The organism is Sphingomonas oryzagri (genome assembly GCF_029906645.1).
GTDB classification, from domain to species: Bacteria; Pseudomonadota; Alphaproteobacteria; order Sphingomonadales; family Sphingomonadaceae; genus Solisphingomonas; species Solisphingomonas oryzagri.
Genome location: NZ_JARYGZ010000001.1, coordinates 1,181,717 through 1,201,273, shown reverse-complemented (window position 1 = coordinate 1,201,273; position 19,557 = coordinate 1,181,717). Strand labels below are relative to the sequence as shown.

Genomic DNA, 19,557 nt, shown 5'->3' with positions numbered 1-19,557 from the left:
GGCGAAACGCTGCTGTGGCTGCGATCTGCCATGGTCATGCCATCCTCCAGTATATCCAATGGAGCTGCATCAACGAACGAACCGGGGTAACGCGCCCAAACTGCCGAACGTGGAAGCTCCGCGGGCTTGATGGGCGATCAACCGGCATGAACGGCGGCGCCGGTGGGCCCAAGGACCCAGTCCGCGCGTTGATCGGGCTTCCAGGAGACAGGAGGTCATTGTGACCGACCGCAAAGCCGATGGCGCGATGGCCGCACATCCGGTGCCACCCGTGCGCGAGGCAGACGACGCCCAGGACCATCCCGCTTTGCGCGAGAATCCGTCAGACGAGCAGGCGATGGCGGATATCGCCAATGACGAGAGCTTTCCCGCGTCCGATCCACCGTCTCACGCATCCGTTCGGCATGGCGAGCCTGCCATGTCGTCCGGATATGACGAACGGGCCGAGGCGCGATTGACCAAGCGGGCCGGCGAGCGCTCCGGAAATGCCGGTGACGATACGATCCTGACAGGAACCGAGGCCAGCGGCGGCAAGACGCTGGGCGCCATGCGCTACGTGCTCGGAATTTCGCTGATCGCGATCATTGTCATTTTCGCCGCGCTGCTCCTGATCTACCGCTGACGACGGGGATCGAGCTCTTCGCGCCGGCGCCCGGAAAGCTGGGCGCGGGCGTCGCAGGGCAGGCTCTACCTGCTCGCTATTATAGCCCGACTATTCATCGGCGTGGGTCGCGCCGCGCCGGTTTGGCCCGCGCCCGCGCCGATACCCACCGCAGCCGCCATCCACAGGCTTGCTGCGGTCGTCATGTTCTTCACGCCGCGACCGCGGATGAAGATCAGGCCGCCGGCGATGAATCCGATGGCCTGCGCGAGGCCCTGGATGACGCGCAGCGGATCGCTCGCGCCGCCCTCGTGCTTGAGCTCCAGAAACAGGAGCAGAGACGATATCGTGATCATCGCCGAGCTCAACGCCACCAGCGCGTGGGTTCGCATGCCCGCGTCATGACCATGCCATTCGCGCTCGAAGCCCAGCGCGAGGCCAATCGCTGCCGCCACTGCCAGGCGCAGCAGCATGCCCAGCCAGTCCTGAGGATCGATCATCCGGCAACTATGCGCCGCGCCGACCACGCCAGGCAAGCCAATGCGGGATCATCGACGACGCCAGACAATAATGGGAGCGGCGATGGCGGGGCTGGACAGTCTCGGTCGCGACCGCCGGTTCGTACCGTTTCGCGCGCACGGGCTTGCGCATCCAATCGCGCGAGCGGACGTTGGGATCGCGCACAAGGGGGACCGATGGGCCACGCTTTCGACGACGAGCTTGCCAACATTTTTCCCGGCATGAGCGAAATGGCCCGGGTGATGAAGGAGCACGACTGGGAAGGCACGCCCATGCGCGAGCCTCGCGACTGGCCAGACGCGCTCAAGATTCCGCTGCGGATGCTGCTGACCTCGCGGTTCGAGATGTGGCTCGGCTGGGGACCGGAGCTCCAGTTCTTCTACAACGACGCCTACATCCCGACGCTGGGGATCAAGCACCCGGAGATGCTGGGTCGTCCCTTTCGGGAGGTGTGGTCGGAGGTCTATGCCGACGTCGCCGATCAGGTGAAGCGGGTGCAGGCCGGCGAGGCGACCTGGAACAAGGCGATGCTTCTCCTGCTGGAGCGGAGCGGCTATCCGGAAGAGACCTACCACAGCTTCTCCTACAGCCCGCTCTTCGGATCGGATGGCGCGGTGTGCGGATTATTGTGCATCGTCAGCGAGGAGACAGCGCGGATCATCAACGAGCGTCGGCTGGAAACCCTGCGCCGCCTCGGTGCTGCGCTCGCCGGCGCGAAGGACAAGGCCGCGATCCATCAGGCGGCGCGGTCGGTGTTCGCGACCAATCGCCGGGACTTCCCGTTCGCCGTCCTGAAATTTGCGGGCGAGGAGCCGGGCGGGGACGATCAGGGCATCCTCGAACAGGTGCGAGCGATCCTCCCTACCGATCTCGGGCAGGCCGAAGAGATCATCGCGCTTCCCTCCGACACAGACTGGCCGATGGGCGACTGGGATCGTCCGGCGACGAGCGCGATCGCGATCGCCATTCCGGGTCCGACCGGGGAGCCGCATGCCGGAACTCTGGTGCTGGGCCTCAATCCCTATCGACCGGAAGATCCCGAGATCCTGCATGTCGCGCAGCTGATCGCCGGCCAGATCGGCGGCGCGCTGGCCGGTATCGCGACGCTGCAGGCGGAACGGCGTCGCGCCGATCGGATCTGGAGCGTCTCGCGCGATCTCATCGTCGTGGTCGACGCCGATGGCCTGTTCCGCTCGGTCAGCCCGTCCTGGACGCGAATCCTGGGCGATCCGGTGGACGAGGTCGTCGGCCGGCCATTTGCCGACTTCATGCATCCCGACGACATTCCGGGCAGCAATGATGCGCTCGCGCGGGCGGTCGGTGGCCAGGAGCTCAACGACTACGAGAACCGCTTCCGTTCGGCGGACGGCAGCTATCGGCGGATCGAATGGCATACGACGCTGGAGAACGGCCTCGTCTATGCCTATGGCCGCGACGTCACGGAGCGCCGCCGCGTGGAAGAAGCGCTGAGCGACAGCGAGGAGCAGTTCCGCCATCTCGTCCAGGGCGTGACCGACTATGCGATCTACATGCTCGACCTCGAAGGCCATGTGTCGAGCTGGAACGAGGGCGCGCGCCGCATCAAGGGCTATGAGCCGGACGAGATCATCGGCGAGCATTTCTCCCGCTTCTACACGGACGAGGATCGCGCGCGGGGCGAGCCCGATCGTGCGCTGGAGACGGCGCGCCGGGAAGGGCGCTTCCTTGCCGAAGGCTGGCGGGTTCGCAAGGATGGCGAGCGTTTCCGTGCCAGCGTGGTGATCGACGCGATCCGCAACGACGAAGGCCGCCCGATCGGCTTCGCCAAGATCACCCGCGACATCACCGAGAAGGAGGAAGCCCAGCGGCAGCTGGAAACGGCGCGCGAGACGCTTTTCCAATCCCAGAAGATGGACGCGATCGGCCAGCTCACGGGGGGCGTCGCGCATGACTTCAACAACCTGTTGATGGCGGTGCTGAGCAGCCTCGAACTGCTCGGCAAGCGTCTGCCGGATGATCCCTTGTCGCGCAGGCTGCTGAGCAACGCCACCGAGGGGGCAAAGCGCGGCGCAACCCTGACGCAGCGCATGCTGGCCTTCGCGCGGCGCCAGGAGCTCAACGTCGACACCGTCGACCTGCCGCAGCTGCTGTCCGGCATGAACGATCTGGTGCAGCGCTCGATCGGGCCGGAATGGCCGATCTCGACGAATTTTCCGCTCAAGCTTCCCGCGGTGCGGGCGGATGCCAACCAGCTTGAGATGGCGCTGCTCAATCTCATCGTGAACGCCCGCGATGCAACGCCGGGCGGCGGTCCTATCCTGATATCCGCGACCTGCGAGGATCTGCCGGCCGGCCCCGGCACCAAGCTGAGCGCGGGCGCCTACGTCCGGCTCGTCGTGAAGGACCAGGGCAGCGGCATGGATGCCGAGACGCTGCGGCGCGCGACCGAACCCTTCTACACGACCAAGGGGGTGGGGAAGGGGACCGGCCTCGGCCTGCCGATGGTGCATGGGTTGGCGCAGCAGATCGGAGGATCGTTCGAGCTGCTGAGCGAGATCGGCGCCGGCACCAGCGCCGTCCTCTGGTTGCCAGTGGCGCCACAGGAAGCCGGTGGGTCGGAATCCGTTGTCGTCGAGATGGACACGCCCAGTGTGCCTCGTTTGAGAATACTTGCGGTCGACGATGATGCGCTCGTGCTGATCAACACCGTCGCCCTGCTTGAGGATCTCGGGCATGAGGTCGTCGAGGCGGACACGGCGGAGGAAGCGCTGGAGCTGTTCCGCCAGCGCGAGGATATCGACCTGCTCGTCACCGACCAGGCGATGCCCAACATGACCGGCACGGACCTGATCACGGCGGTCGACGCCTTGAGACCCGGTATTCCGGCGATCATCGCCAGCGGATACGGCGAAGGCGTGTCGGCAGGCCGCGAGGTCGTGCGGCTCGGCAAGCCGTTCAACCAGGGGCAACTCGCCCGGGCCATCGCGGAGGCCGTCGAGCCCGATGCCGTCCCTCAAGATCGGACAGTCGGGACATAAGGAACCGCCGCCGGGATCGGTCCCGGCGGCGGATGAAACTCCGTAACGGTTCGAGCGGCTTACTTGCCGTGGTCGCCCGAACCCGGCGCGCCGGTCTTCGGCGGCTTGCCGTCCTCGATACGACCTTCGTTGCGAAGATCGCGACCTTCCTGGGCCTTCTGCTGGCTCTCCGGGGTCTTGCCGTGCTCGTGGGCTTCCTCCTTCACGTAGCCGGCGGCTTCCTTGATCTTGCCTTCGACGCTCATCCTCGTTTCCTTTCCCGACAGTTCGATCTGTCTCGCAGAAGAACCGGGAGGACTGTGTCGAGGTTCCGGTCGTTCGGCTCATCCCAATGTTTTATCATGATTTTCTAACTTCGATTAAGGGTGCGGCACGGATCGTCGATCCACGCATTATGCGAGCATGCTTCCATCCGTGGCGTTCGTCGGCGCTGGGCCGACTACCATCTACACGCTCCACGCGCTCGTTTGCCGCGCGACAACGCCGTTTGAGCTTACGATCTTCGAGGAGCAGCCTGTCGCGGGCCGGGGAACGCCCTATCGGCCTGGCTGGAACGATCCCGCCATGCTTTCCAATATCGCCAGCATCGAGCTGCCACTGGAGGAGACGCTGGTCGCCTGGCTTGAGCGCCAGCCGGCCGATCACCTGCGCACCTTCGGGATCGATCGCCGCGACATCGACGATCGCGCCTTCTATCCCCGGCTCGCGCTCGGCGAGTATCTGCGCGATCAGTTCGAGGCGACGATCAATCGCGCCCGTGGGCAGGGTATCGAGGTCGCCGTCCGGACGCGGTGCCGTGTCACCGACGCCGTCAACGTGGAGGATGGCATCCGGCTGTCCGTGACGCCGAAGGACGGAGAGACGTTCGAAGCCCGCTTCGATCATGTTGTGATGGCGACCGGGCACCAGTGGCCCGAAGAGCCGGAGGTGCGGCCGGGCTATTTCCTCAGCCCGTGGCCTGCCGCCGCCTTGTCCAACATTCCTCCCTGCAAGGTCGGCATCAGAGGAAGCTCGCTGACGGCGATCGACGCTGCGGTCGCGGTCGCCGTCGAGCATGGCGACTTCGTCGAGGGGGAGGAGAGGCTGGACTATCGACCCGCTCCCGGAACGGACGCATTCCGCATCACGATGATGTCGCGAAAGGGGCTGCTGCCCGAGGCCGACTTCTTTCATCCGATCCCCTACGAACCGCTCGCCATTTGCACAACTGAGGCGATCGAAGCGCTCGTCGCCGATCAGCCCGACGATCTGCTCGAACGCGCCTTCGCGCTCTTCAAGGCCGAGCTCGCGCACGCCGATCCCGCTTATGCGGACGCCGTCGACCTCGAGCATCTGGACGTCGAGGATTTCTGCGACCGCTTCTTCGCCGAGCGGATGGCGGCCGATCCCTTCGACTGGGCGGAGCGCAATCTCGAAGAGGCGAAGCGGAATTTCGAGACCGAAACCACGGTGCCCTGGCGCTACGCCATCCTGCGGATGCACGAGGCGATCGAGCCGATCGTGCCGCACCTCGACGAAGACGCGTTCGCGCGCTTCTCGCATCATTGGAAGCCGGTCTTTGTCGACGACTATGCGACCGTTCCGCATGAATCGATCGAGCGGATGCTGGCTCTGCACCGTGCAGGCAAGCTCGACCTGCTCGCGCTCGGCGACGATTATCGCATCGACAGCCATCGCCGGGAGCGCGGGGCGACCCTTTCGCTGGGCAGCGACGACATCCATTTCCCCGCCTTCATCGAGGCGACCGGCCAGAGGCCGCTCGCGGCTCGGGAGTTTCCCTTTCCATCGCTCCGCCGACAAGGGATCATTCGCGACGAGCCCTCGTCCGAGGACGGCCCACCGCGCGGCATCGCGATCGACGACCAATTCCATCCGGTGTCGGGAGAGCTTCCGAAGGATCGCCTCTTCTGCCTGAGCCTGCCCTACATCCTCGGCCGTCACCCGTTCAGCCAAGGCCTCACCAGCTCGTACGAAATGGGCGAGATCGTTGGAGAGGAACTGGCGAAAGCAATCGCGGGAAAGGTCGATGAACCACCCGAGCAGGACACAGTCCGGGAGGCCGCGACCTCATGAAGCTTTTCGCTATCTATATCGGCGGCGAACATGCCCAGGCGAATATCGAGGTGCACGATATGCGCTTCGTCGTCGCGGCTTCGCTACAGGACACCTATGACGAGCTGCAGCGGCAATGGTGGGGAAGGCCGGGTAGCCTGCATATCGACTGCTGGGCCGAGATCGATCACGCCAACGGCTTCGACGTATCACTCCGACCCGAGCCTTATGGTGGGCCGGACAAGCTCTATTACGTCAATTTGGGCGGGTACGATCCGGCCGATTTCTCGGAGAAGCATCGCAACATATTCGTCGTGGCGGACAGCGTGGCAAAGGCCAAGGCGCGCGCTGCGATCTGTGAAGGGCTGGGACGCCGCGCACCGCGACGACCTCTACGAGGCGGAACAGGCCTTTGCGCTCGACCGGGCGGCTGGCGACCAGCGCCTGCACATCCACCTCACGCCCTGCGCGGAGGAACGGCCGCTTCGTTTCACCTGCGAATATATCCCCTTGAAAAACAAGGCCAAGGACATCGTCGCTCCCTAAAGCGGCGGACATTGTACGAGCGCCGCGCGTTAGGCTGCGAGACGAGAGGAGAGCCGCCATGCCCCAGGGCGACAAGAGCAGCTACACCGATAAACAGAAGCGCCGCGCCGAGCATATCGAGGAGAGCTACGAGAAGCGCGGCACGCCCAGGAAGGAGGCCGAAGCGCGCGCCTGGGCCACCGTCAACAAGGAAACCGGCGGCGGGAAGAAGTCCGGCTCCGGCCGCGGCAAGTCCGAGAATCGCAGCGCGTCCTCACGCGGTGGCAAGGCGCACAAGTCCGGCTCGGCGGAGCAGCGTTCGGCCGCGGCCCGAAAGGGCTGGGAAACCCGCCGCCGGAACGGCAACGCGTGACCAAGCGACGACGATCAGCAGATCGAGCCGTTCGACGAACCTGCGGATGGTCAAGGGTCGGTCACCATTCCTAACAAGTGGTCCGTGGCGATGGCCTGCAAGGAATTCGACGACATGGGCCGCTGCGAGCGGCAGCTAGCGGCGTCGAACGTTAGGCTGGCGAATGGGAACGTCTGGTCGGATGCTGACGGGGCCTCCCGCTGTGGACGAACCTCGTTTCGGGCTGCGACAAAAGCCGCAGCAACGACGACATGGGGCGCCGCGCTGTCCGGCGGCTACGTCGGCCAGCCCAAATTCCCCTCGCTCCTGACCATCTGACCCGCAGAGCGCGTGGCAGAAAATGATAGAAAGTTGGCATTTGAGCCAGGCGTGAGTCGGTTGAGAAGAAGCGCGCTCTCTTAACTGGATTTGCGCCCATGCATCTTTCTCGCTCTTCCAATCGATACTCGCTGCTCATCGCCATGTCCGCCTTCGTAGCGGGGTGCGGACCAGCGGCCGCCGATGGCGGCCACGCCCCAACCCAACACGCGGCATCCGAAACCACATTGGTGGATGAGTCGATCGCCACCTATCGGCCACGCTTCGAGCGCTCCCGGCCGGTCATCGCGGTGATCGGAGAGAATAGCGGCACGGAACTGACGGACTATGTCGTCCCCTATGGCATTCTCCGGCAGGCGGATATCGCCGATGTCTTGGCCATCGCAATCAATCCCGGTCCTATGACGATGCGGCCGGCGCTGCGTCTGCAGCCGCAGGCCTCTGCCGCGCAGTTCGACGCGCGCTATCCCGATGGTGCCGATTATGTCGTGGTGCCGGCGGTGGTCCACCAGCAGAATCCCGCTTTGCTCGCCTGGATCAAGGGTCAGGCCGCCAGGGGCGCGACGCTCGTCAGCATCTGCGATGGCGCGCTGGTCCTCGCCAACAGTGGCGTGATGGACGGCCACCGCGCCACCGCCCATTGGGCGACGGCGGGCTATCGCAAGACGCATTATCCCCAGGTCCATTGGCTCGATGATCGCCGCTATGTCGCGGAGGGAAGGATCGTCTCCAGCGCAGGGATCAGCGCAGCCGTTCCAACTTCGCTGGCACTGATTGAGGCGATAGCTGGCCACGCGCGGGCGGCCGCCGTGGCGACCGAAATCGGTGTGAGCGACTGGAGCCCGGTCCATGACAGCCGCTCTTTCCATCCCCGGTTGGGCAGCAACCTGACCGCATTTGCCACGACCCAATATCTTAATGGCTGGCTGCACCGACCCCAGCAGCTGACCATCCCGATCGGCAACGACGTGGACGAAGTCGCGTTGGCATTGACCGCAGACGCCTACAGCCGGACGGGGCGCGCGCAGGCCCATGCGCTTTCCATCCCCGGTTGGGCAGCAACCTGACCGCATTTGCCACGACCCAATATCTTAATGGCTGGCTGCACCGACCCCAGCAGCTGACCATCCCGATCGGCAACGACGTGGACGAAGTCGCGTTGGCATTGACCGCAGACGCCTACAGCCGGACGGGGCGCGCGCAGGCCCATGCGCTCAGCGCAGACGGAGAGCCGGTGACGACGCGCCATGGCCTGACTGTGCTTCCCGACACCTCGACTTCCCACGCCGCCCGGACCATCACCATGCCGACCGGCAAGTCCGGGCAGGTGCTCGACGACGTCCTGCACGGCATCGCGCGGGCATATGGCGCGCCAACGGCCTATGGCGTCGCGCTCGACTTGGAGTATCCGGGCTTCCATGGCTGACAACGCGTTCGAGAGACCGGCGGCGCCCGGGCACCGCCCGCTGCGCATAGTGCTGCTGGCCTATGACGGGATGAACCTGCTCGACCTCGCCGGCCCGTTGCAGGCGCTGACCACGGCCAATCGCGGCGTGGCGGCAGGGGACCTCGCGCGATACGAAACGATCGTTGCGTCTGGTGCCGGCGGCACGGTCCTGACCAGTGCCGGGTTGCCAGTCGTCACGACGCCGGTCTCCTCGCTTACCGCTCTGCCGATCGATACCCTCATCGTGCCCGGCGGTTGCTGGGGCGAAGATTATGAAGTCTCCCAAGCCTTGCGCGATTTCATTGCCGCGCGGGTGTCCTCGGTGCGCCGACTATGTTCGGTATGCACCGGCGCCTTCCTGCTCGCGGCCGCCGGTCAGCTCGATGGCCGGCGGGTGGCGACGCACTGGGCGTGGCTGGACAAGCTAAAGGACCGGCATCCGATGATCGACATTGATGCCGACAGCATCTTTATTCGCGATGGCGCGCTGTGGACCTCGGCCGGTGTCAGTTCCGGCATCGATCTCACATTGGCGCTGATCGAGGACGATTTCGGCCCCCGGGTCGCCATCGACGCGGCACGGCAGATGGTGGTGTTCATGAAGCGCGCTGGCGGTCAATCCCAGTTCAGCGTGCCGCTGGTTGCGCAATCGCGCGACCACGGGTTCGCGGAGTTGCATGGCTGGATGGCCGCTAATCTCGCATCGGACCTATCGGTTGCCCGGCTTGCAGCGCGAGCGGCGATGGCGCCACGAACATTCGCGCGGACCTATGTCGCCAAGGTCGGCAGGACGCCAGCCAAGACGGTCGAGCTCATGCGATTGGAGGCGGCCTGCCGCGCGCTGGAGGAAACCGATCTGCCTCTAAAGACCGTGGCCGATAAGGCGGGATATGCCGACGAGCAGCAACTGCGCCGGGCCTTTCAGCGACACATGGGCACCAACCCGGCAACCCATCGCGCTCGTTTTTCCGGCCAGCTGTAGCTTCCTTCATCGTGCAGAGGGCGTTTATCGGTCACACGAACAATCGACAGTTTTAGGCTTATATAATAGTCAACTGAGTGTCGCGTCTGAGACGTATTGTTGACCAATCGTCTGACGGAATGGGGAATGGCGGGTTCCGGCGGGAGCGGTCCTTCCCGTGCGCATCGCGGAACCTCTGGGTCTGGTCGCTACCTGGCGCGGTAAGCGCCTGGCGATCAGGCACAGGCGCAGGTCGCGGCCGGAAATAAGTTTTGCGAACAGCCGGCAAGCCCCCATCTTCACACCATGAAAATCTTCACGATCGGCTACGAAGGCGCCACGCAAGCTGAACTCGTGGCGACATTACAAGATTCGGGCGTCAAGCTCCTGGCAGACATTCGCGCCGTACCGCTTTCGCGCCGACCGGGCTTCTCCAAGAACGTGCTGGCGGCCGGTTTGAGGGAAGCAGGCATCGACTATGTCGGGCTCAAGGCACTCGGGACGCCGCCCGAAGGCCGCGAGGCTGCGCGAAAAGGCAACCACGATCGACTGGCCAAGATCTATGCGGGTCAACTTGAGCTTCCCGAGGCGATCGTCCAATCCGCAATGCTGAAGGAAATGGCCGCCGAGCTCCCGACCGCCTTGTTGTGTTTCGAGCGCGATCCGGCGACCTGCCACCGCTCGCTCCTTGCTGAAGCAGTTTTCCCGGACGCGAAGCGGATCGACCTTTTCGTATGAGCGAAATGCTCCAGTGTGCAGCGCGCCTGTTGGTGATCGGACAGTCTATTCCCTTCGTCTGGCCGTCGTCGACCGGCCATCCTTGCCTGGCCTGCGCCGTCGGGTAGGGATCAGTCCAAAGAATTTGCGCATTACGAAGAGGCCGACGCCCAGGATGAGAAGACCGGCCACTAAGAACGGCACGATCGATTTAGGGCGTTGAAAATATTGCCCCAACGGTCCGCCGAGGCCGTAGCCTACCGCCGTGAACAGAACCGCCCATAGGACTGCTGCGATCGCATTCAGACACGAGAAGCGGACTTGCGAGACGTCGGATGTGCCTACCGCGACCGGGCTGACGGTACGCAGTCCGTAGAGAAAACGGAATCCGAGGACGAAGGCGATCGGATGCTTTTCGAGCGTGTCGATGGCACGTTCGGCGGCCGGCTTGTCGAGCATCTTTTCGACGCGCGGACGGTCCCGGAAATGGCGGCCGAAAAGGAAGAAGGCTGGGTCTGCGGAGAAGGAACCCAAGGCGCCGGCAATGGCGACGCCGGGCAAAGACAGGATATGCTGATGCGCGAGAATGCCTCCGGCGATCACCGCCGTCTCGCCCTCCAGACCGGACCCTAGGAAAACCGCGCCCAAGCCGAAGCGGGCGATAAGAGCTTGGAGCGGCATTGTGCCCCTTGTGCGCCGAGCGGCTCGGCGACGCCAGCCACGTTTCGGCAGGACGTCGCCTGTTCCGTCGGGTTCGCGGTCGTCAGTCTCCGCCGTCGGGTATTGCGGCGGCCTGCTCGATCAATCCCTTGGCCCTGAGGTCGTCCCAGAACGCGGCCGGAATCTTCGCCTGCATCGAGTTATAATCCTGCGAGATCTGCTCGGCGCTGCTGGCGCCAACGACGAGCGCCACGGCAACATCGGGCGCGGCCGAGAACTGAAGCGCGGCGGTTCGCAGGTCCACGCCATGGCTTGCCGCAACGGCTCGCAACGCCTCGCGCTTGGCGATCGCATCGGTCGGGATTTCGTGGTTCTTCGGACCGTAATTGTAGCGCGGGCTGCCGGACACGAAGCCCGCGTTGAGGGCCGACCCGATGACGAGCGAGACGCCTTTCTCGCGCACGGCAGGAAAAACCTCTTCGACCGCATTCTTGTGGTCCACCAGCGAGTATTGCCGGGCACATAGGCAAATGTCGGGATCAGCGACGTCGATCACCCGGAGGATCGGCTCTGGGCAGTTTACGCCGATCCCCCAGGCCTTGATGATGCCCTCATCGCGCATCCTGGAGAGGGCAGGGAATGCACCTTTCTCCGCGATGGCGAACTGCTCCTCCCAACCGTTCGGAAAGTAGGCGAAGTCGGGGGAGATATCATGGACGAAGGCGACGTCGAGGCTGTCTAGCCCCATACGCTGCAAACTGTCCTCGATCGAGCGCCTGACACCGTCGGCGGTATAGTCGAAGATGATGTCGTTGGGTGAATCGGACAGCGGGAAATAATCCTCGCGGGCGTTGTCGCGGGATGCTTTGAAGAGCTTGCCTACCTTTGACGAGATCAGGAAGTCGTCACGCCGCTGGTTGTGCAGAAAATGCCCGAAGCGGCGTTCGGACAGCCCGAAGCCGTACCATGGTGCAACGTCGAAATAGCGTACACCCAAATCCCATGCAGCCGCGAGGGCTTCCTCGGCGTCTCGGTCGAGGATCTTGTTGAACTCGTTGCCCAGCGGCACGCCGCCCATACCGAAGCGGAATTCAGGCTTGAACAGCGCCTTCGCGCGGCTGTCTTGGCTCATCAGGCGGCTCTCCGTCGATCGGCGGGCTCGTTCGCGCCGTTTGGGGATGAAACGGTGCGGCGCTGCACCGATACGGTATTGTGCATTGCGGGTCAGCGGCCACGCACCGTCAAACCCGTCCGTCGAAAGGGAGGTTCCCCAGTCCCGCACCCGTTCAGCTACCGGCTGGTGCAAACCGGGCGTCTACTGCGCTGAAGCGAAGCCCCAGCCGCTTTGCCCGACGGGCGACGAATGCCTCCTTCGATCGTTTGGACGGAAAGGCGCCGAAGAGTGCAGATTGTGGAGGCGCCAGAGGAGGAGTGGCTACCATGACCGATCGACCCCACGACAAAACCGGCGAAGGCAGCGAGCACGCGGTCCCCGAGGTGCGCGAAGCCCACGATGCCGAGCAACACGACGCGTTGAAGTCGGATCCCAGCGACGAGGACGCTAACGTCGACATTGCATCCGACGAGAGCTTCCCGGCCTCGGACGCACCTTCACACTCTCCAGCGGGCAGCGGCGAACCGGCACCGTCGTCCGGTTACGACGAAGATGCCGAGCGCGAGCATCCGCGTCGCGCCGGGAAGTCGCCGATGGAGGATCCGGGCTCGCCTGGCGGAACCGCAGGTACCGGTGGTACCGGCAACGAACAGGACGATTGATCGCGCGAGAGCGCACCGAGCAGCACTCTCGGTGCGACGTTCGGCATGCCTGTCGCAACGGCCCGGACATGCTATGTTCCGGTCATGAACGCAGCGACCATGGTCATGTCCAGCGCGCGCGCCGACGAGGCGTCACGCCCGGCCGCTCCCGATTTCGTCGTGATCGACGTCGAGACGGCCTGTTCGCGCGTCAGCAGCATATGCCAGATCGGAATCGTCGGCTTTCGGGACGGCCGGGAAATCTTCGAATATGAGACGCTCGTCGACCCGTGCGATGACTTCTCGCCGTTCAATATCCGCATTCACGGAATAACAGCCGATCATGTCGTTGGACAGCCGACATTTCCGCATGTCCATTCCGAGATCGACGCCATGCTCTCAGGCCGGATCACGGTCGCGCATTCGTTCTTTGACAAGGGCGCGCTGGCGTCGGCGTGCCGCGTTCACGAACGCACCATGATCCAGCCGATCTGGCTCGACAGCGTGCGCGTTGCCAAGCGCGCCTGGCCGGAGCTCCCCAGTCATCGCCTGAACGCGCTGACCCGGTTTCTAGGCGTGCCACACAAGCATCACGACGCGCTCAGCGACGCCCGTGCCGCCGGCATGGTGATCGTTCGGGCGATCGAGCATACCGGCATCGATCTCAAGGGATGGGTGACGCCGGCCAATCCCGGTGGGGGGGCGGCGCCGAAACCTTCTCCCTTCGGGCCGCTCAAGGGCGAGCGGATCGCCATTCTGGGCGCGCGTCGCGACGGGTCGCTCGCGCGCCTTCTGGCGGAAGCCGGCGCGCGCGTCGTCGCCTCGGTGGGTACGAACACCACGATGCTCGTGATCAGCAACGAGCAGCCGTTCGGCCGGTTCGTGAGCGCGAGCCCGGCCTTTCGCCGTGCCGAGGATATTCGCCGGAAGGGGCAACCGATCGAGATCGTCGGGGAAGACGAACTGAGGATGCGGCTTGGCCCCTGATATGTCTCGGTTCAGCGTCCACTGATCCGCCAGATCGCATTCCCGAGATCGTCGGCAACGAGGATGGCACCCTGGGTATCGGTTGCAAGGCCCACGGGTCGCCCATGCGCGGTCTTCCCGTCGGTCAGGAAGCCGGTCAGGACATCTACCGGCTTTCCGGAAGGCCGCCCGCCGGTGAAGGGGACGTAGATCACCTTGTAGCCGTTGAACGGATCCCGGTCCCAGCTACCGTGTTCTCCGACGAAGGCACCGCCCCGATATTGAGCGGGAATGGCATTGCCGGTAGAGAAGGTGACACCGAGCGGCGCGACATGAGAGCTCAGGCCGTAATCGGGCACGATCGCCTTCGCGACGAGATCGGGCCGCTGCGGCATGACGCGCGGATCGATATGCCGGCCCCAATAGCTGTAGGGCCAGCCGTAGAAGCCTCCGTCTCGAATGGAGGTCAGATAGTCGGGAACGAGGTTGGGACCGAGCTCGTCGCGCTCGTTGACGACCGCCCAAAGGACGTGGCTGCTCGGCTCGACGGCCAGGCCGACGGGATTGCGCGTGCCGGTCGCGTAGAGACGGTGCGCGCCCGTGACGCGGTCGACCTCCCAGATCGCAGCCCGCCCTTCCTCGGCCACCATCCCGTTCTCCGTGATGTTGCTGTTCGAGCCGACGCCGACATAAAGCTTGGTGCCATCGGCGCTCGCCGTCAGGCTCTTCGTCCAATGATGATCGATCGGTCCTCCCGGCAGATCGGTAACCTTGGTGCCGGGATCGATCATCTTCGTCTGGCCAGGCGTATAGTGATAGCGGATCAGTGCGTCGGTGTCGGCGATGAAGAGATCGTTGCCGACGAGCACCATGCCGAACGGGGAATGCCGGCCCTCGAGGAAGGTGAAGCGGTGGTCGGCGATCCCGTCGCCATTCGTGTCGCGCAGCAGCAGGATATTGTTGGGAGCCTTGGGGCCGAAGCTTTTCGCATGTGCCTGGATCAGCCCCATGACCACATCTTTCGGGCGATTGACGGGTGGCTTTGGCCCGTCCGACTGCGCGACCAAGACGTCGCCGTTGGGCAGAACGAACACCGATCGAGGATGAATGAGACCGGTCGCGAACGGCTGGACCTTGAGTTCTGGTCCGGCGATCGGCATCTCCCCGTTCAACCAAGGTTTGGAGGTCGCCGTCTTCATCGGTGGCAGGAGATATTCGTTCGGTTCGGGCAGCGTCGGATTGGGTCCGATCTGGTCGTCGGGCGGGGCAATTTGTTTGTGGCAGCCGGTGGCCGCCAGCAGCATGGTGACGGCGAGGACGATGCCGCCGGTCCTCCGGCTGAGCTCGGCGCGGTTCATGCGATCGACTCCCGACGCGACATCGCGAAATGTTCGAGGATTCCCACTCCCAGCAGAAAGATGACGACGATCGCGGAGAGGGTGAGCCCTGTCGGAACGACTGAGGTGTAGCCGTCGCGGCTATGAATGAACGCATTGAAGATCGAAAGGATCAATACGATCGCGAACCCGATCCGCGAGGTCATGCTCGGCCACAGACCCTGCACGAATGCCTGGAAAAGGCCGATCAAAACGAACACGAAGGCGGCGAGCAATCCGATCGTGAGGAGCCAGACGGACGCGGTCTCCCAAGCCATGTTGTAGGAATTCGCATAGACGATGTCGGTCAGCAGGGTCAGGACGAAGCAGGAGGCCGGAAAGCTCATCAGGCTGGCAAAAAGCGGTCGGCGTTGCTCGGGAGCCTGGACGTAGGACGGCATGCTCTTGTCTCCACCCTGCCGCCCGGTTGTGAGACGTTCCGACAGGGCAGAGGGTTCCCCGGAGGTGACCGATGGGTCGCGATCCCGTGACGGGCGGGACTACCGTGAGAGCATTCGTCGATAGTGCGGCCAGCCGGAAGATTGTTCGGCACGGACGGCGCACTGCCGCGTTGGCGCCTTCATGAGCAGCATCGTCGTTCACCATCTCGGGATCTCGCAGTCGGATCGGATCGTCTGGCTCTGCGAGGAGCTTGGCCTGGACTACGAATTGCGAACCTATCAGCGCGACAGTCGGACGCGCCTGGCGCCAGCAGAGTATCGCGCGCTCACGCCGTTCGGCACCGCGCCGGTGATAACCGACGGCGACCTCGTCCTCGGGGAGTCGGGTGCGATCATCGAGTACCTAATCGAGGTTCATGGCGAGGGCCGCCTCAGAGTCGCCCCAGGCGAACCCGGTTATGCGGACTACCTGTTCTGGTTTCACTTCGCCAATGGATCGCTGATGCCGGCCGCGATGGTGGATATGGTCGCCGGCCTGTTGAAGGATGGAGATGGGGGCGTCGTCGGCGCCCTTCGCGAGCGCCTCGATCGTGCCTACGAGCAGATCGAAGAGCGCCTCTCCGGCGTCGACTATCTGGCGGGGGACAGCTTCACTGCTGCCGACATTATCTCGGCCTTCCCGCTGACGACGATGCGCGTGTTCGCGCCGCGCGACCTCTCGCCCTATCCGAACATCCGAGCCTACCTGTTGCGCATCGGAGAGCGTGCTGCCTTCCGTCGGGCGATGGCGAAAGCCGATCCTGGTTTCGAGGTGCCACTCTTTTAGGTCGGGGCGAGCAAGTCCTTGGCCCATGCCCTCCCGTCGATCGAAGCGATCGAGGGTCTAAATTATGCAACGCCCGCCATCGAACTCAGATGGGACATCACGCACAAATCTCATCATCAACCCGGTCACCGTCCAATGCCGGCGCGGATCGTTTGGGTCGCAGGGCGGTTGGGTCAAGCATGGAATGAGGAGACTTCGCCGTGCTGCATCCGATCCTGATCATCCTGCTGATCCTTGCCCTAATCGGCGGTCTGCCGACTTGGGGCTATAGCGGCGACTGGGGATATTATCCTGACGGCGGTCTCGGCCTCATCCTTTTAGTCGTGCTGGTCCTGTGGCTCATGTCACGCCGTCGGGCGCTCTGAGCACCGAGGGCCGAGCACTGTGCCGCGGGATTTCACACTAAGTCGTTGCAGTAACGATTCTAGCTTCCGGTCGTGCGCGCCTGCAGCTTGGCCAACTATGGTCCCGGGACAAGGTTGCGACGCCGTCGGCACTTTGATGGGTGCCCGTTTGATCTGACGAACATCCTTTGCGAACGACTCTCTACAGGAACAACGCACTGGCCGGGGGCTTCTAGGCTCGATCCTTATCAGTATCGGAGCGAGCCATGGCAGACGGAGCCGATTCCTTCCTGACCGACGTCAAGACCCTACGCCAGCGCGCTCGCAAGTCGCTCGACGACGGTGCGGTGATGCCCACCTACAAGGGCGACCCAAAGAAGACGATCGAGCTCCTCCAGTCGGTCGTCGCAACAGAACTTGTCTGCGTGCTGCGGTACCGGATGCATGCCATCTCGGCCGACGGCATCACGTCGGAAAGCGTTTCGGCCGAGTTCGAGGAACATGCCGTCTCCGAGCAGAAGCACATGCTCATGGTGGCCGAGCGGATCGACCAGCTTGGAGGCGTCCCCAATTTCAATCCGGAGGGCCTCGCATCGCGCTCCGCCACAGAATATGGTGACGACGGCAATCTCGTCGATATGATCAGGCAGAACCTGATCGCCGAGCGCATCGTCATCGAGCATTATCAGGAACTGATCCGCTATTTCGGGGATGACGATCCGACGACAAGGATCATGCTGGAACATATCCTCGCCGAGGAGGAGGATCATGCCTCCGACATGCACGATCTGCTCGTCGCCCACGAGGGCAAACCGTTTCTCAAGGGATGATCGGTCCTGACGACGAACGATGGATGCGCGTCGCGATCGAAGTCGCGACTCAGGACGGCGCCGATCCGAGCCAGTCTCCGATCGGGGCCGTGCTTGTCCGCGAAGGCAAAGTGATTGCGCGTGGACGGAACCGAACCGATGCCTGGAACGATGCGACCGCGCATGCGGAAATGGTAGCGTTTCGCGAGGCCGCCCAAATTGTGGACGCACCCGGCCTCGACGGGGCGGTGCTCTATTCGACGCTCCAGCCCTGCGGCATGTGTACGATGGCAACGATCTGGACCAAGGTCGGGCGCATCGTTTTCGGCGCGGGGCGCGAGGACGTGCACCGTATGTATTTCGAGGATCGCAACCTCGACACGATGGATTTCGTGAAGGACGCCTATCGCGACGATCTCGTCATCGACGGCGGGTGCCTGAAGGACGAATGCGCCGCGCTCTATTTTCGGCCGAGCGACGATGTGCCGGAGAGCGAGCAGGGCAATCTTTAGGGGACGGCGCGACGGCTCCTCCAGATTCTACCTGGTCCGCGCTCGCGATTCTCGAGCGTCGCTCCCGTTTCCCAGGGCTACGACAACTCCGCGGCGCGCGGCTCGTGATAGGGGCAGCCGTTGAACGAGGCGCGGAAATCGGCCGAGTGCCGGTAGGTGTCGCGACGCGCGCGGTTGATGTTCCCGAGCGGCTGGTGAGCGGCGAGCCCCGTCCAGACGCTGAACCGCATTGTGTCCTCCACCTCGCGGACTCGCTCCTGCTGCCAGCTGTCTTGCGCATTGGCGCGGATAATGCCAACGCGCTGAAAAGGCGCCTCATCCTCGCTCCATTCGACCGTTGAATCCTCGACGGGCTGCTTCTCGAAATCATGGCAGAGCTGGACGCGAAATTCCCAGACCGCATCGATGCTGCGCATCTCGTCGCGGACGTGCTCGCGGATGGCATTGTCCCGGCCATCGACGTCGATGATCTTGCCCGTGAGAGCCGTCATTGCCGGTTCGACCGGCCTCAGGCTGAACTTCGCGATATAATCGCCGTAGCGGAAGGGGGTGGCGCTGTAATAGGTTTCGCCGAGCGGCTCGACATTGGGAGCGCCGCCCAGCGAGTTGATCGCAGGGCTTTCGATCCCGACAGCTCCAAGCGCGTTATTGACGCCACGCAGGACGGCTGAGAGCGCGATCTTGGTTCGCTCCATCCGGTCGGTCGTCTTGGCGAGCATTCTCAGGTTGCCGAGAAACTTTTCGGCGGTCTTCGCCTGGAAGACCGGGCCGTTGACCATGACGAAGTCCTGCGTATTGCCGTCTGCGCCCGGCAGACGCTCGCCTTCGACGTCGAGCACCTTGATGGCGAGACCGCGCGGGAGGCTCACACTGTCCGGAAGGATGTCGCCGGCATTTGTAGACATGCGCAGAACGACCTTGTGGATTCCCGGATTGGCGAAAAGGCCCTGCGCGAGTTCGGGGGGCAGGCCGCCGTCGATCGTCAGCTCGCCCTCGAGAATCCCGTGCGACTTGGCATGGACCGACCGGATCGCATGCCCACCATCCTCGGACGTGCGTTCCAGAATGAGATCGAAGGCGTCGTTGAGACCCTCGATCGTCTCGGCCTCATCAGGCGCGACGTCTTCGACGGCCGGCGAAAAGCGAACGGGCGTGATGGGGGGCATGTGGATCTCCTCGGCGAATCACCACAACCGGCCAGCCTGCGGCGACGTTCCATTTTCGCGCGGAAGATGGCTCTCTGATCCGCTGGTCGCCGGGAACGATCGGATGAGCGCAGGCGCACATTGATCCAGGTAAAAGCGACGGAAAAAGCTGGATTTCTCAGGAACGGCCAACCGGCCCGTCTGTTCAGACATCTCGATCCCAAGGAGAGATG

22 protein-coding genes and 1 pseudogene are annotated in these 19,557 nt (G+C 63.9%); 16 read left to right on the top strand and 7 right to left on the bottom strand.

Going from position 1 to position 19,557, the window contains the following annotated elements; genetic code table 11:
- Positions 1 to 220 precede the first annotated feature (220 nt).
- On the top strand, positions 221 to 622 hold the full coding sequence (locus QGN17_RS05775) for a hypothetical protein (RefSeq protein WP_281043548.1): 402 nt from the start codon (positions 221 to 223) through the stop codon (positions 620 to 622).
- A 65-nt stretch (positions 623 to 687) separates the two neighbouring features.
- On the opposite strand, the gene QGN17_RS05770 is transcribed toward QGN17_RS05775, so the two are convergent.
- Positions 688 to 1,101 carry an MgtC/SapB family protein gene (locus QGN17_RS05770; protein WP_281043547.1) on the bottom strand — a complete coding sequence of 138 codons (414 nt, stop codon included), beginning with the start codon at positions 1,099 to 1,101 and terminating at the stop codon, positions 688 to 690.
- A gap of 195 nt (positions 1,102 to 1,296) precedes the next feature.
- On the opposite strand from QGN17_RS05770, the gene QGN17_RS05765 reads away from it, so the two are divergent.
- On the top strand, positions 1,297 to 4,137 hold the full coding sequence (locus tag QGN17_RS05765; RefSeq protein WP_281043546.1) for a PAS domain S-box protein: 2,841 nt from the start codon (positions 1,297 to 1,299) through the stop codon (positions 4,135 to 4,137).
- A 59-nt stretch (positions 4,138 to 4,196) separates the two neighbouring features.
- Here QGN17_RS05765 and QGN17_RS05760 read toward each other — a convergent pair whose 3' ends face one another.
- The gene (locus QGN17_RS05760; protein ID WP_281043545.1) at positions 4,197 to 4,382 is read right to left on the bottom strand and encodes a hypothetical protein; all 186 of its coding nucleotides are present in this window, start codon (positions 4,380 to 4,382) and stop codon (positions 4,197 to 4,199) included.
- A 157-nt stretch (positions 4,383 to 4,539) separates the two neighbouring features.
- Here QGN17_RS05760 and QGN17_RS05755 point away from each other — a divergent pair, with 157 nt between their 5' ends.
- From QGN17_RS05755 to QGN17_RS05720, 8 genes and pseudogenes are all read left to right on the top strand, one after another.
- Positions 4,540 to 6,210, top strand: coding sequence for an FAD/NAD(P)-binding protein (locus QGN17_RS05755; RefSeq protein ID WP_281043544.1), 1,671 nt, complete (start codon positions 4,540 to 4,542; stop codon positions 6,208 to 6,210).
- Positions 6,207 to 6,344: pseudogene (locus QGN17_RS20880) on the top strand (DUF1543 domain-containing protein); the annotation flags it as partial. The gene QGN17_RS05755 and the pseudogene QGN17_RS20880, both read left to right, overlap by 4 nt.
- A 202-nt stretch (positions 6,345 to 6,546) precedes the next feature.
- Positions 6,547 to 6,735, top strand: coding sequence for a hypothetical protein (locus tag QGN17_RS05745; protein ID WP_281043543.1), 189 nt, complete (start codon positions 6,547 to 6,549; stop codon positions 6,733 to 6,735).
- A gap of 58 nt (positions 6,736 to 6,793) precedes the next feature.
- Positions 6,794 to 7,087: a plasmid stabilization protein gene (locus QGN17_RS05740; RefSeq protein ID WP_281043542.1), complete on the top strand. Its 294-nt coding sequence runs from the start codon at positions 6,794 to 6,796 to the stop codon at positions 7,085 to 7,087.
- 461 nt (positions 7,088 to 7,548) lie between these two features.
- The gene (locus QGN17_RS05735) at positions 7,549 to 8,472 is read left to right on the top strand and encodes a DJ-1/PfpI family protein (RefSeq protein WP_281043541.1); all 924 of its coding nucleotides are present in this window, start codon (positions 7,549 to 7,551) and stop codon (positions 8,470 to 8,472) included.
- Positions 8,457 to 8,831, top strand: a complete 375-nt coding sequence (locus QGN17_RS05730; RefSeq protein WP_281043540.1) for a hypothetical protein — start codon at positions 8,457 to 8,459, stop codon at positions 8,829 to 8,831. Before QGN17_RS05735 ends, QGN17_RS05730 begins: the two co-directional genes overlap by 16 nt.
- Complete coding sequence (locus QGN17_RS05725) at positions 8,824 to 9,834, top strand: GlxA family transcriptional regulator (protein WP_281043539.1); 1,011 nt, start codon at positions 8,824 to 8,826, stop codon at positions 9,832 to 9,834. Before QGN17_RS05730 ends, QGN17_RS05725 begins: the two co-directional genes overlap by 8 nt.
- Positions 9,835 to 10,119: 285 nt before the next feature.
- Positions 10,120 to 10,551, top strand: coding sequence for a DUF488 domain-containing protein (locus QGN17_RS05720; protein WP_281043538.1), 432 nt, complete (start codon positions 10,120 to 10,122; stop codon positions 10,549 to 10,551).
- A 45-nt stretch (positions 10,552 to 10,596) separates the two neighbouring features.
- On the opposite strand, the gene QGN17_RS05715 is transcribed toward QGN17_RS05720, so the two are convergent.
- Together QGN17_RS05715 and QGN17_RS05710 are read right to left on the bottom strand one after the other, a co-directional pair.
- Positions 10,597 to 11,211, bottom strand: a complete 615-nt coding sequence (locus QGN17_RS05715) for a DedA family protein (protein WP_281043537.1) — start codon at positions 11,209 to 11,211, stop codon at positions 10,597 to 10,599.
- 82 nt (positions 11,212 to 11,293) lie between these two features.
- Complete coding sequence (locus QGN17_RS05710) at positions 11,294 to 12,322, bottom strand: aldo/keto reductase (RefSeq protein ID WP_281043536.1); 1,029 nt, start codon at positions 12,320 to 12,322, stop codon at positions 11,294 to 11,296.
- A 308-nt stretch (positions 12,323 to 12,630) separates the two neighbouring features.
- On the opposite strand from QGN17_RS05710, the gene QGN17_RS05705 reads away from it, so the two are divergent.
- Both QGN17_RS05705 and QGN17_RS05700 read left to right on the top strand, forming a co-directional pair.
- Positions 12,631 to 12,966 (top strand): hypothetical protein, encoded by a 336-nt coding sequence (locus tag QGN17_RS05705; RefSeq protein WP_281043535.1) that lies wholly within the window; start codon positions 12,631 to 12,633, stop codon positions 12,964 to 12,966.
- Positions 12,967 to 13,125: 159 nt separating this feature from the next.
- On the top strand, positions 13,126 to 13,932 hold the full coding sequence (locus tag QGN17_RS05700) for an exonuclease domain-containing protein (protein WP_281043534.1): 807 nt from the start codon (positions 13,126 to 13,128) through the stop codon (positions 13,930 to 13,932).
- Between the two features lie 11 nt (positions 13,933 to 13,943).
- Here QGN17_RS05700 and QGN17_RS05695 read toward each other — a convergent pair whose 3' ends face one another.
- Both QGN17_RS05695 and QGN17_RS05690 read right to left on the bottom strand, forming a co-directional pair.
- Positions 13,944 to 15,269 carry a PQQ-dependent sugar dehydrogenase gene (locus QGN17_RS05695; RefSeq protein ID WP_281043533.1) on the bottom strand — a complete coding sequence of 442 codons (1,326 nt, stop codon included), beginning with the start codon at positions 15,267 to 15,269 and terminating at the stop codon, positions 13,944 to 13,946.
- The gene (locus QGN17_RS05690) at positions 15,266 to 15,688 is read right to left on the bottom strand and encodes a DUF2231 domain-containing protein (RefSeq protein ID WP_281043532.1); all 423 of its coding nucleotides are present in this window, start codon (positions 15,686 to 15,688) and stop codon (positions 15,266 to 15,268) included. The genes QGN17_RS05695 and QGN17_RS05690 overlap by 4 nt, the downstream gene beginning before the upstream one ends.
- A 181-nt stretch (positions 15,689 to 15,869) precedes the next feature.
- Here QGN17_RS05690 and QGN17_RS05685 point away from each other — a divergent pair, with 181 nt between their 5' ends.
- The 4 genes from QGN17_RS05685 (at position 15,870) to QGN17_RS05670 (ending at position 18,179) form a co-directional block, all read left to right on the top strand.
- The gene (locus QGN17_RS05685; RefSeq protein ID WP_281043531.1) at positions 15,870 to 16,514 is read left to right on the top strand and encodes a glutathione S-transferase family protein; all 645 of its coding nucleotides are present in this window, start codon (positions 15,870 to 15,872) and stop codon (positions 16,512 to 16,514) included.
- A 200-nt stretch (positions 16,515 to 16,714) separates the two neighbouring features.
- Positions 16,715 to 16,879, top strand: a complete 165-nt coding sequence (locus QGN17_RS05680; RefSeq protein ID WP_281043530.1) for a DUF3309 family protein — start codon at positions 16,715 to 16,717, stop codon at positions 16,877 to 16,879.
- Between the two features lie 245 nt (positions 16,880 to 17,124).
- Entirely contained in the window at positions 17,125 to 17,688 is a 564-nt protein-coding gene (locus tag QGN17_RS05675) for a ferritin-like domain-containing protein (RefSeq protein WP_281043529.1), read from the top strand.
- Positions 17,685 to 18,179: a nucleoside deaminase gene (locus QGN17_RS05670; RefSeq protein WP_281043528.1), complete on the top strand. Its 495-nt coding sequence runs from the start codon at positions 17,685 to 17,687 to the stop codon at positions 18,177 to 18,179. The genes QGN17_RS05675 and QGN17_RS05670 overlap by 4 nt, the downstream gene beginning before the upstream one ends.
- Positions 18,180 to 18,256: 77 nt before the next feature.
- Here the strand turns inward: QGN17_RS05670 and QGN17_RS05665 are convergent, their stop codons facing one another.
- Positions 18,257 to 19,345: a catalase family protein gene (locus tag QGN17_RS05665; RefSeq protein ID WP_281043526.1), complete on the bottom strand. Its 1,089-nt coding sequence runs from the start codon at positions 19,343 to 19,345 to the stop codon at positions 18,257 to 18,259.
- Positions 19,346 to 19,557 lie beyond the last annotated feature (212 nt).

Bases quoted from the DNA above. Each gene is read 5' to 3' on its own strand.
- QGN17_RS05675 (WP_281043529.1), top strand. From the start codon at position 17,125: ATGGCAGACGGAGCCGATTCCTTCCTGACCGACGTCAAGACCCTACGC.
- QGN17_RS05665 (WP_281043526.1), bottom strand. From the start codon at position 19,345: ATGCCCCCCATCACGCCCGTTCGCTTTTCGCCGGCCGTCGAAGACGTC.
- QGN17_RS05740 (WP_281043542.1), top strand. From the start codon at position 6,794: ATGCCCCAGGGCGACAAGAGCAGCTACACCGATAAACAGAAGCGCCGC.
- QGN17_RS05690 (WP_281043532.1), bottom strand. From the start codon at position 15,688: ATGCCGTCCTACGTCCAGGCTCCCGAGCAACGCCGACCGCTTTTTGCC.
- QGN17_RS05760 (WP_281043545.1), bottom strand. From the start codon at position 4,382: ATGAGCGTCGAAGGCAAGATCAAGGAAGCCGCCGGCTACGTGAAGGAG.
- QGN17_RS05720 (WP_281043538.1), top strand. From the start codon at position 10,120: ATGAAAATCTTCACGATCGGCTACGAAGGCGCCACGCAAGCTGAACTC.
- QGN17_RS05770 (WP_281043547.1), bottom strand. From the start codon at position 1,101: ATGATCGATCCTCAGGACTGGCTGGGCATGCTGCTGCGCCTGGCAGTG.
- QGN17_RS05710 (WP_281043536.1), bottom strand. From the start codon at position 12,322: ATGAGCCAAGACAGCCGCGCGAAGGCGCTGTTCAAGCCTGAATTCCGC.
- QGN17_RS05715 (WP_281043537.1), bottom strand. From the start codon at position 11,211: ATGCCGCTCCAAGCTCTTATCGCCCGCTTCGGCTTGGGCGCGGTTTTC.
- QGN17_RS05695 (WP_281043533.1), bottom strand. From the start codon at position 15,269: ATGAACCGCGCCGAGCTCAGCCGGAGGACCGGCGGCATCGTCCTCGCC.
- QGN17_RS05685 (WP_281043531.1), top strand. From the start codon at position 15,870: ATGAGCAGCATCGTCGTTCACCATCTCGGGATCTCGCAGTCGGATCGG.
- QGN17_RS05705 (WP_281043535.1), top strand. From the start codon at position 12,631: ATGACCGATCGACCCCACGACAAAACCGGCGAAGGCAGCGAGCACGCG.
- QGN17_RS05725 (WP_281043539.1), top strand. From the start codon at position 8,824: ATGGCTGACAACGCGTTCGAGAGACCGGCGGCGCCCGGGCACCGCCCG.
- QGN17_RS05755 (WP_281043544.1), top strand. From the start codon at position 4,540: ATGCTTCCATCCGTGGCGTTCGTCGGCGCTGGGCCGACTACCATCTAC.
- QGN17_RS05735 (WP_281043541.1), top strand. From the start codon at position 7,549: ATGTCCGCCTTCGTAGCGGGGTGCGGACCAGCGGCCGCCGATGGCGGC.
- QGN17_RS05765 (WP_281043546.1), top strand. From the start codon at position 1,297: ATGGGCCACGCTTTCGACGACGAGCTTGCCAACATTTTTCCCGGCATG.
- QGN17_RS05670 (WP_281043528.1), top strand. From the start codon at position 17,685: ATGATCGGTCCTGACGACGAACGATGGATGCGCGTCGCGATCGAAGTC.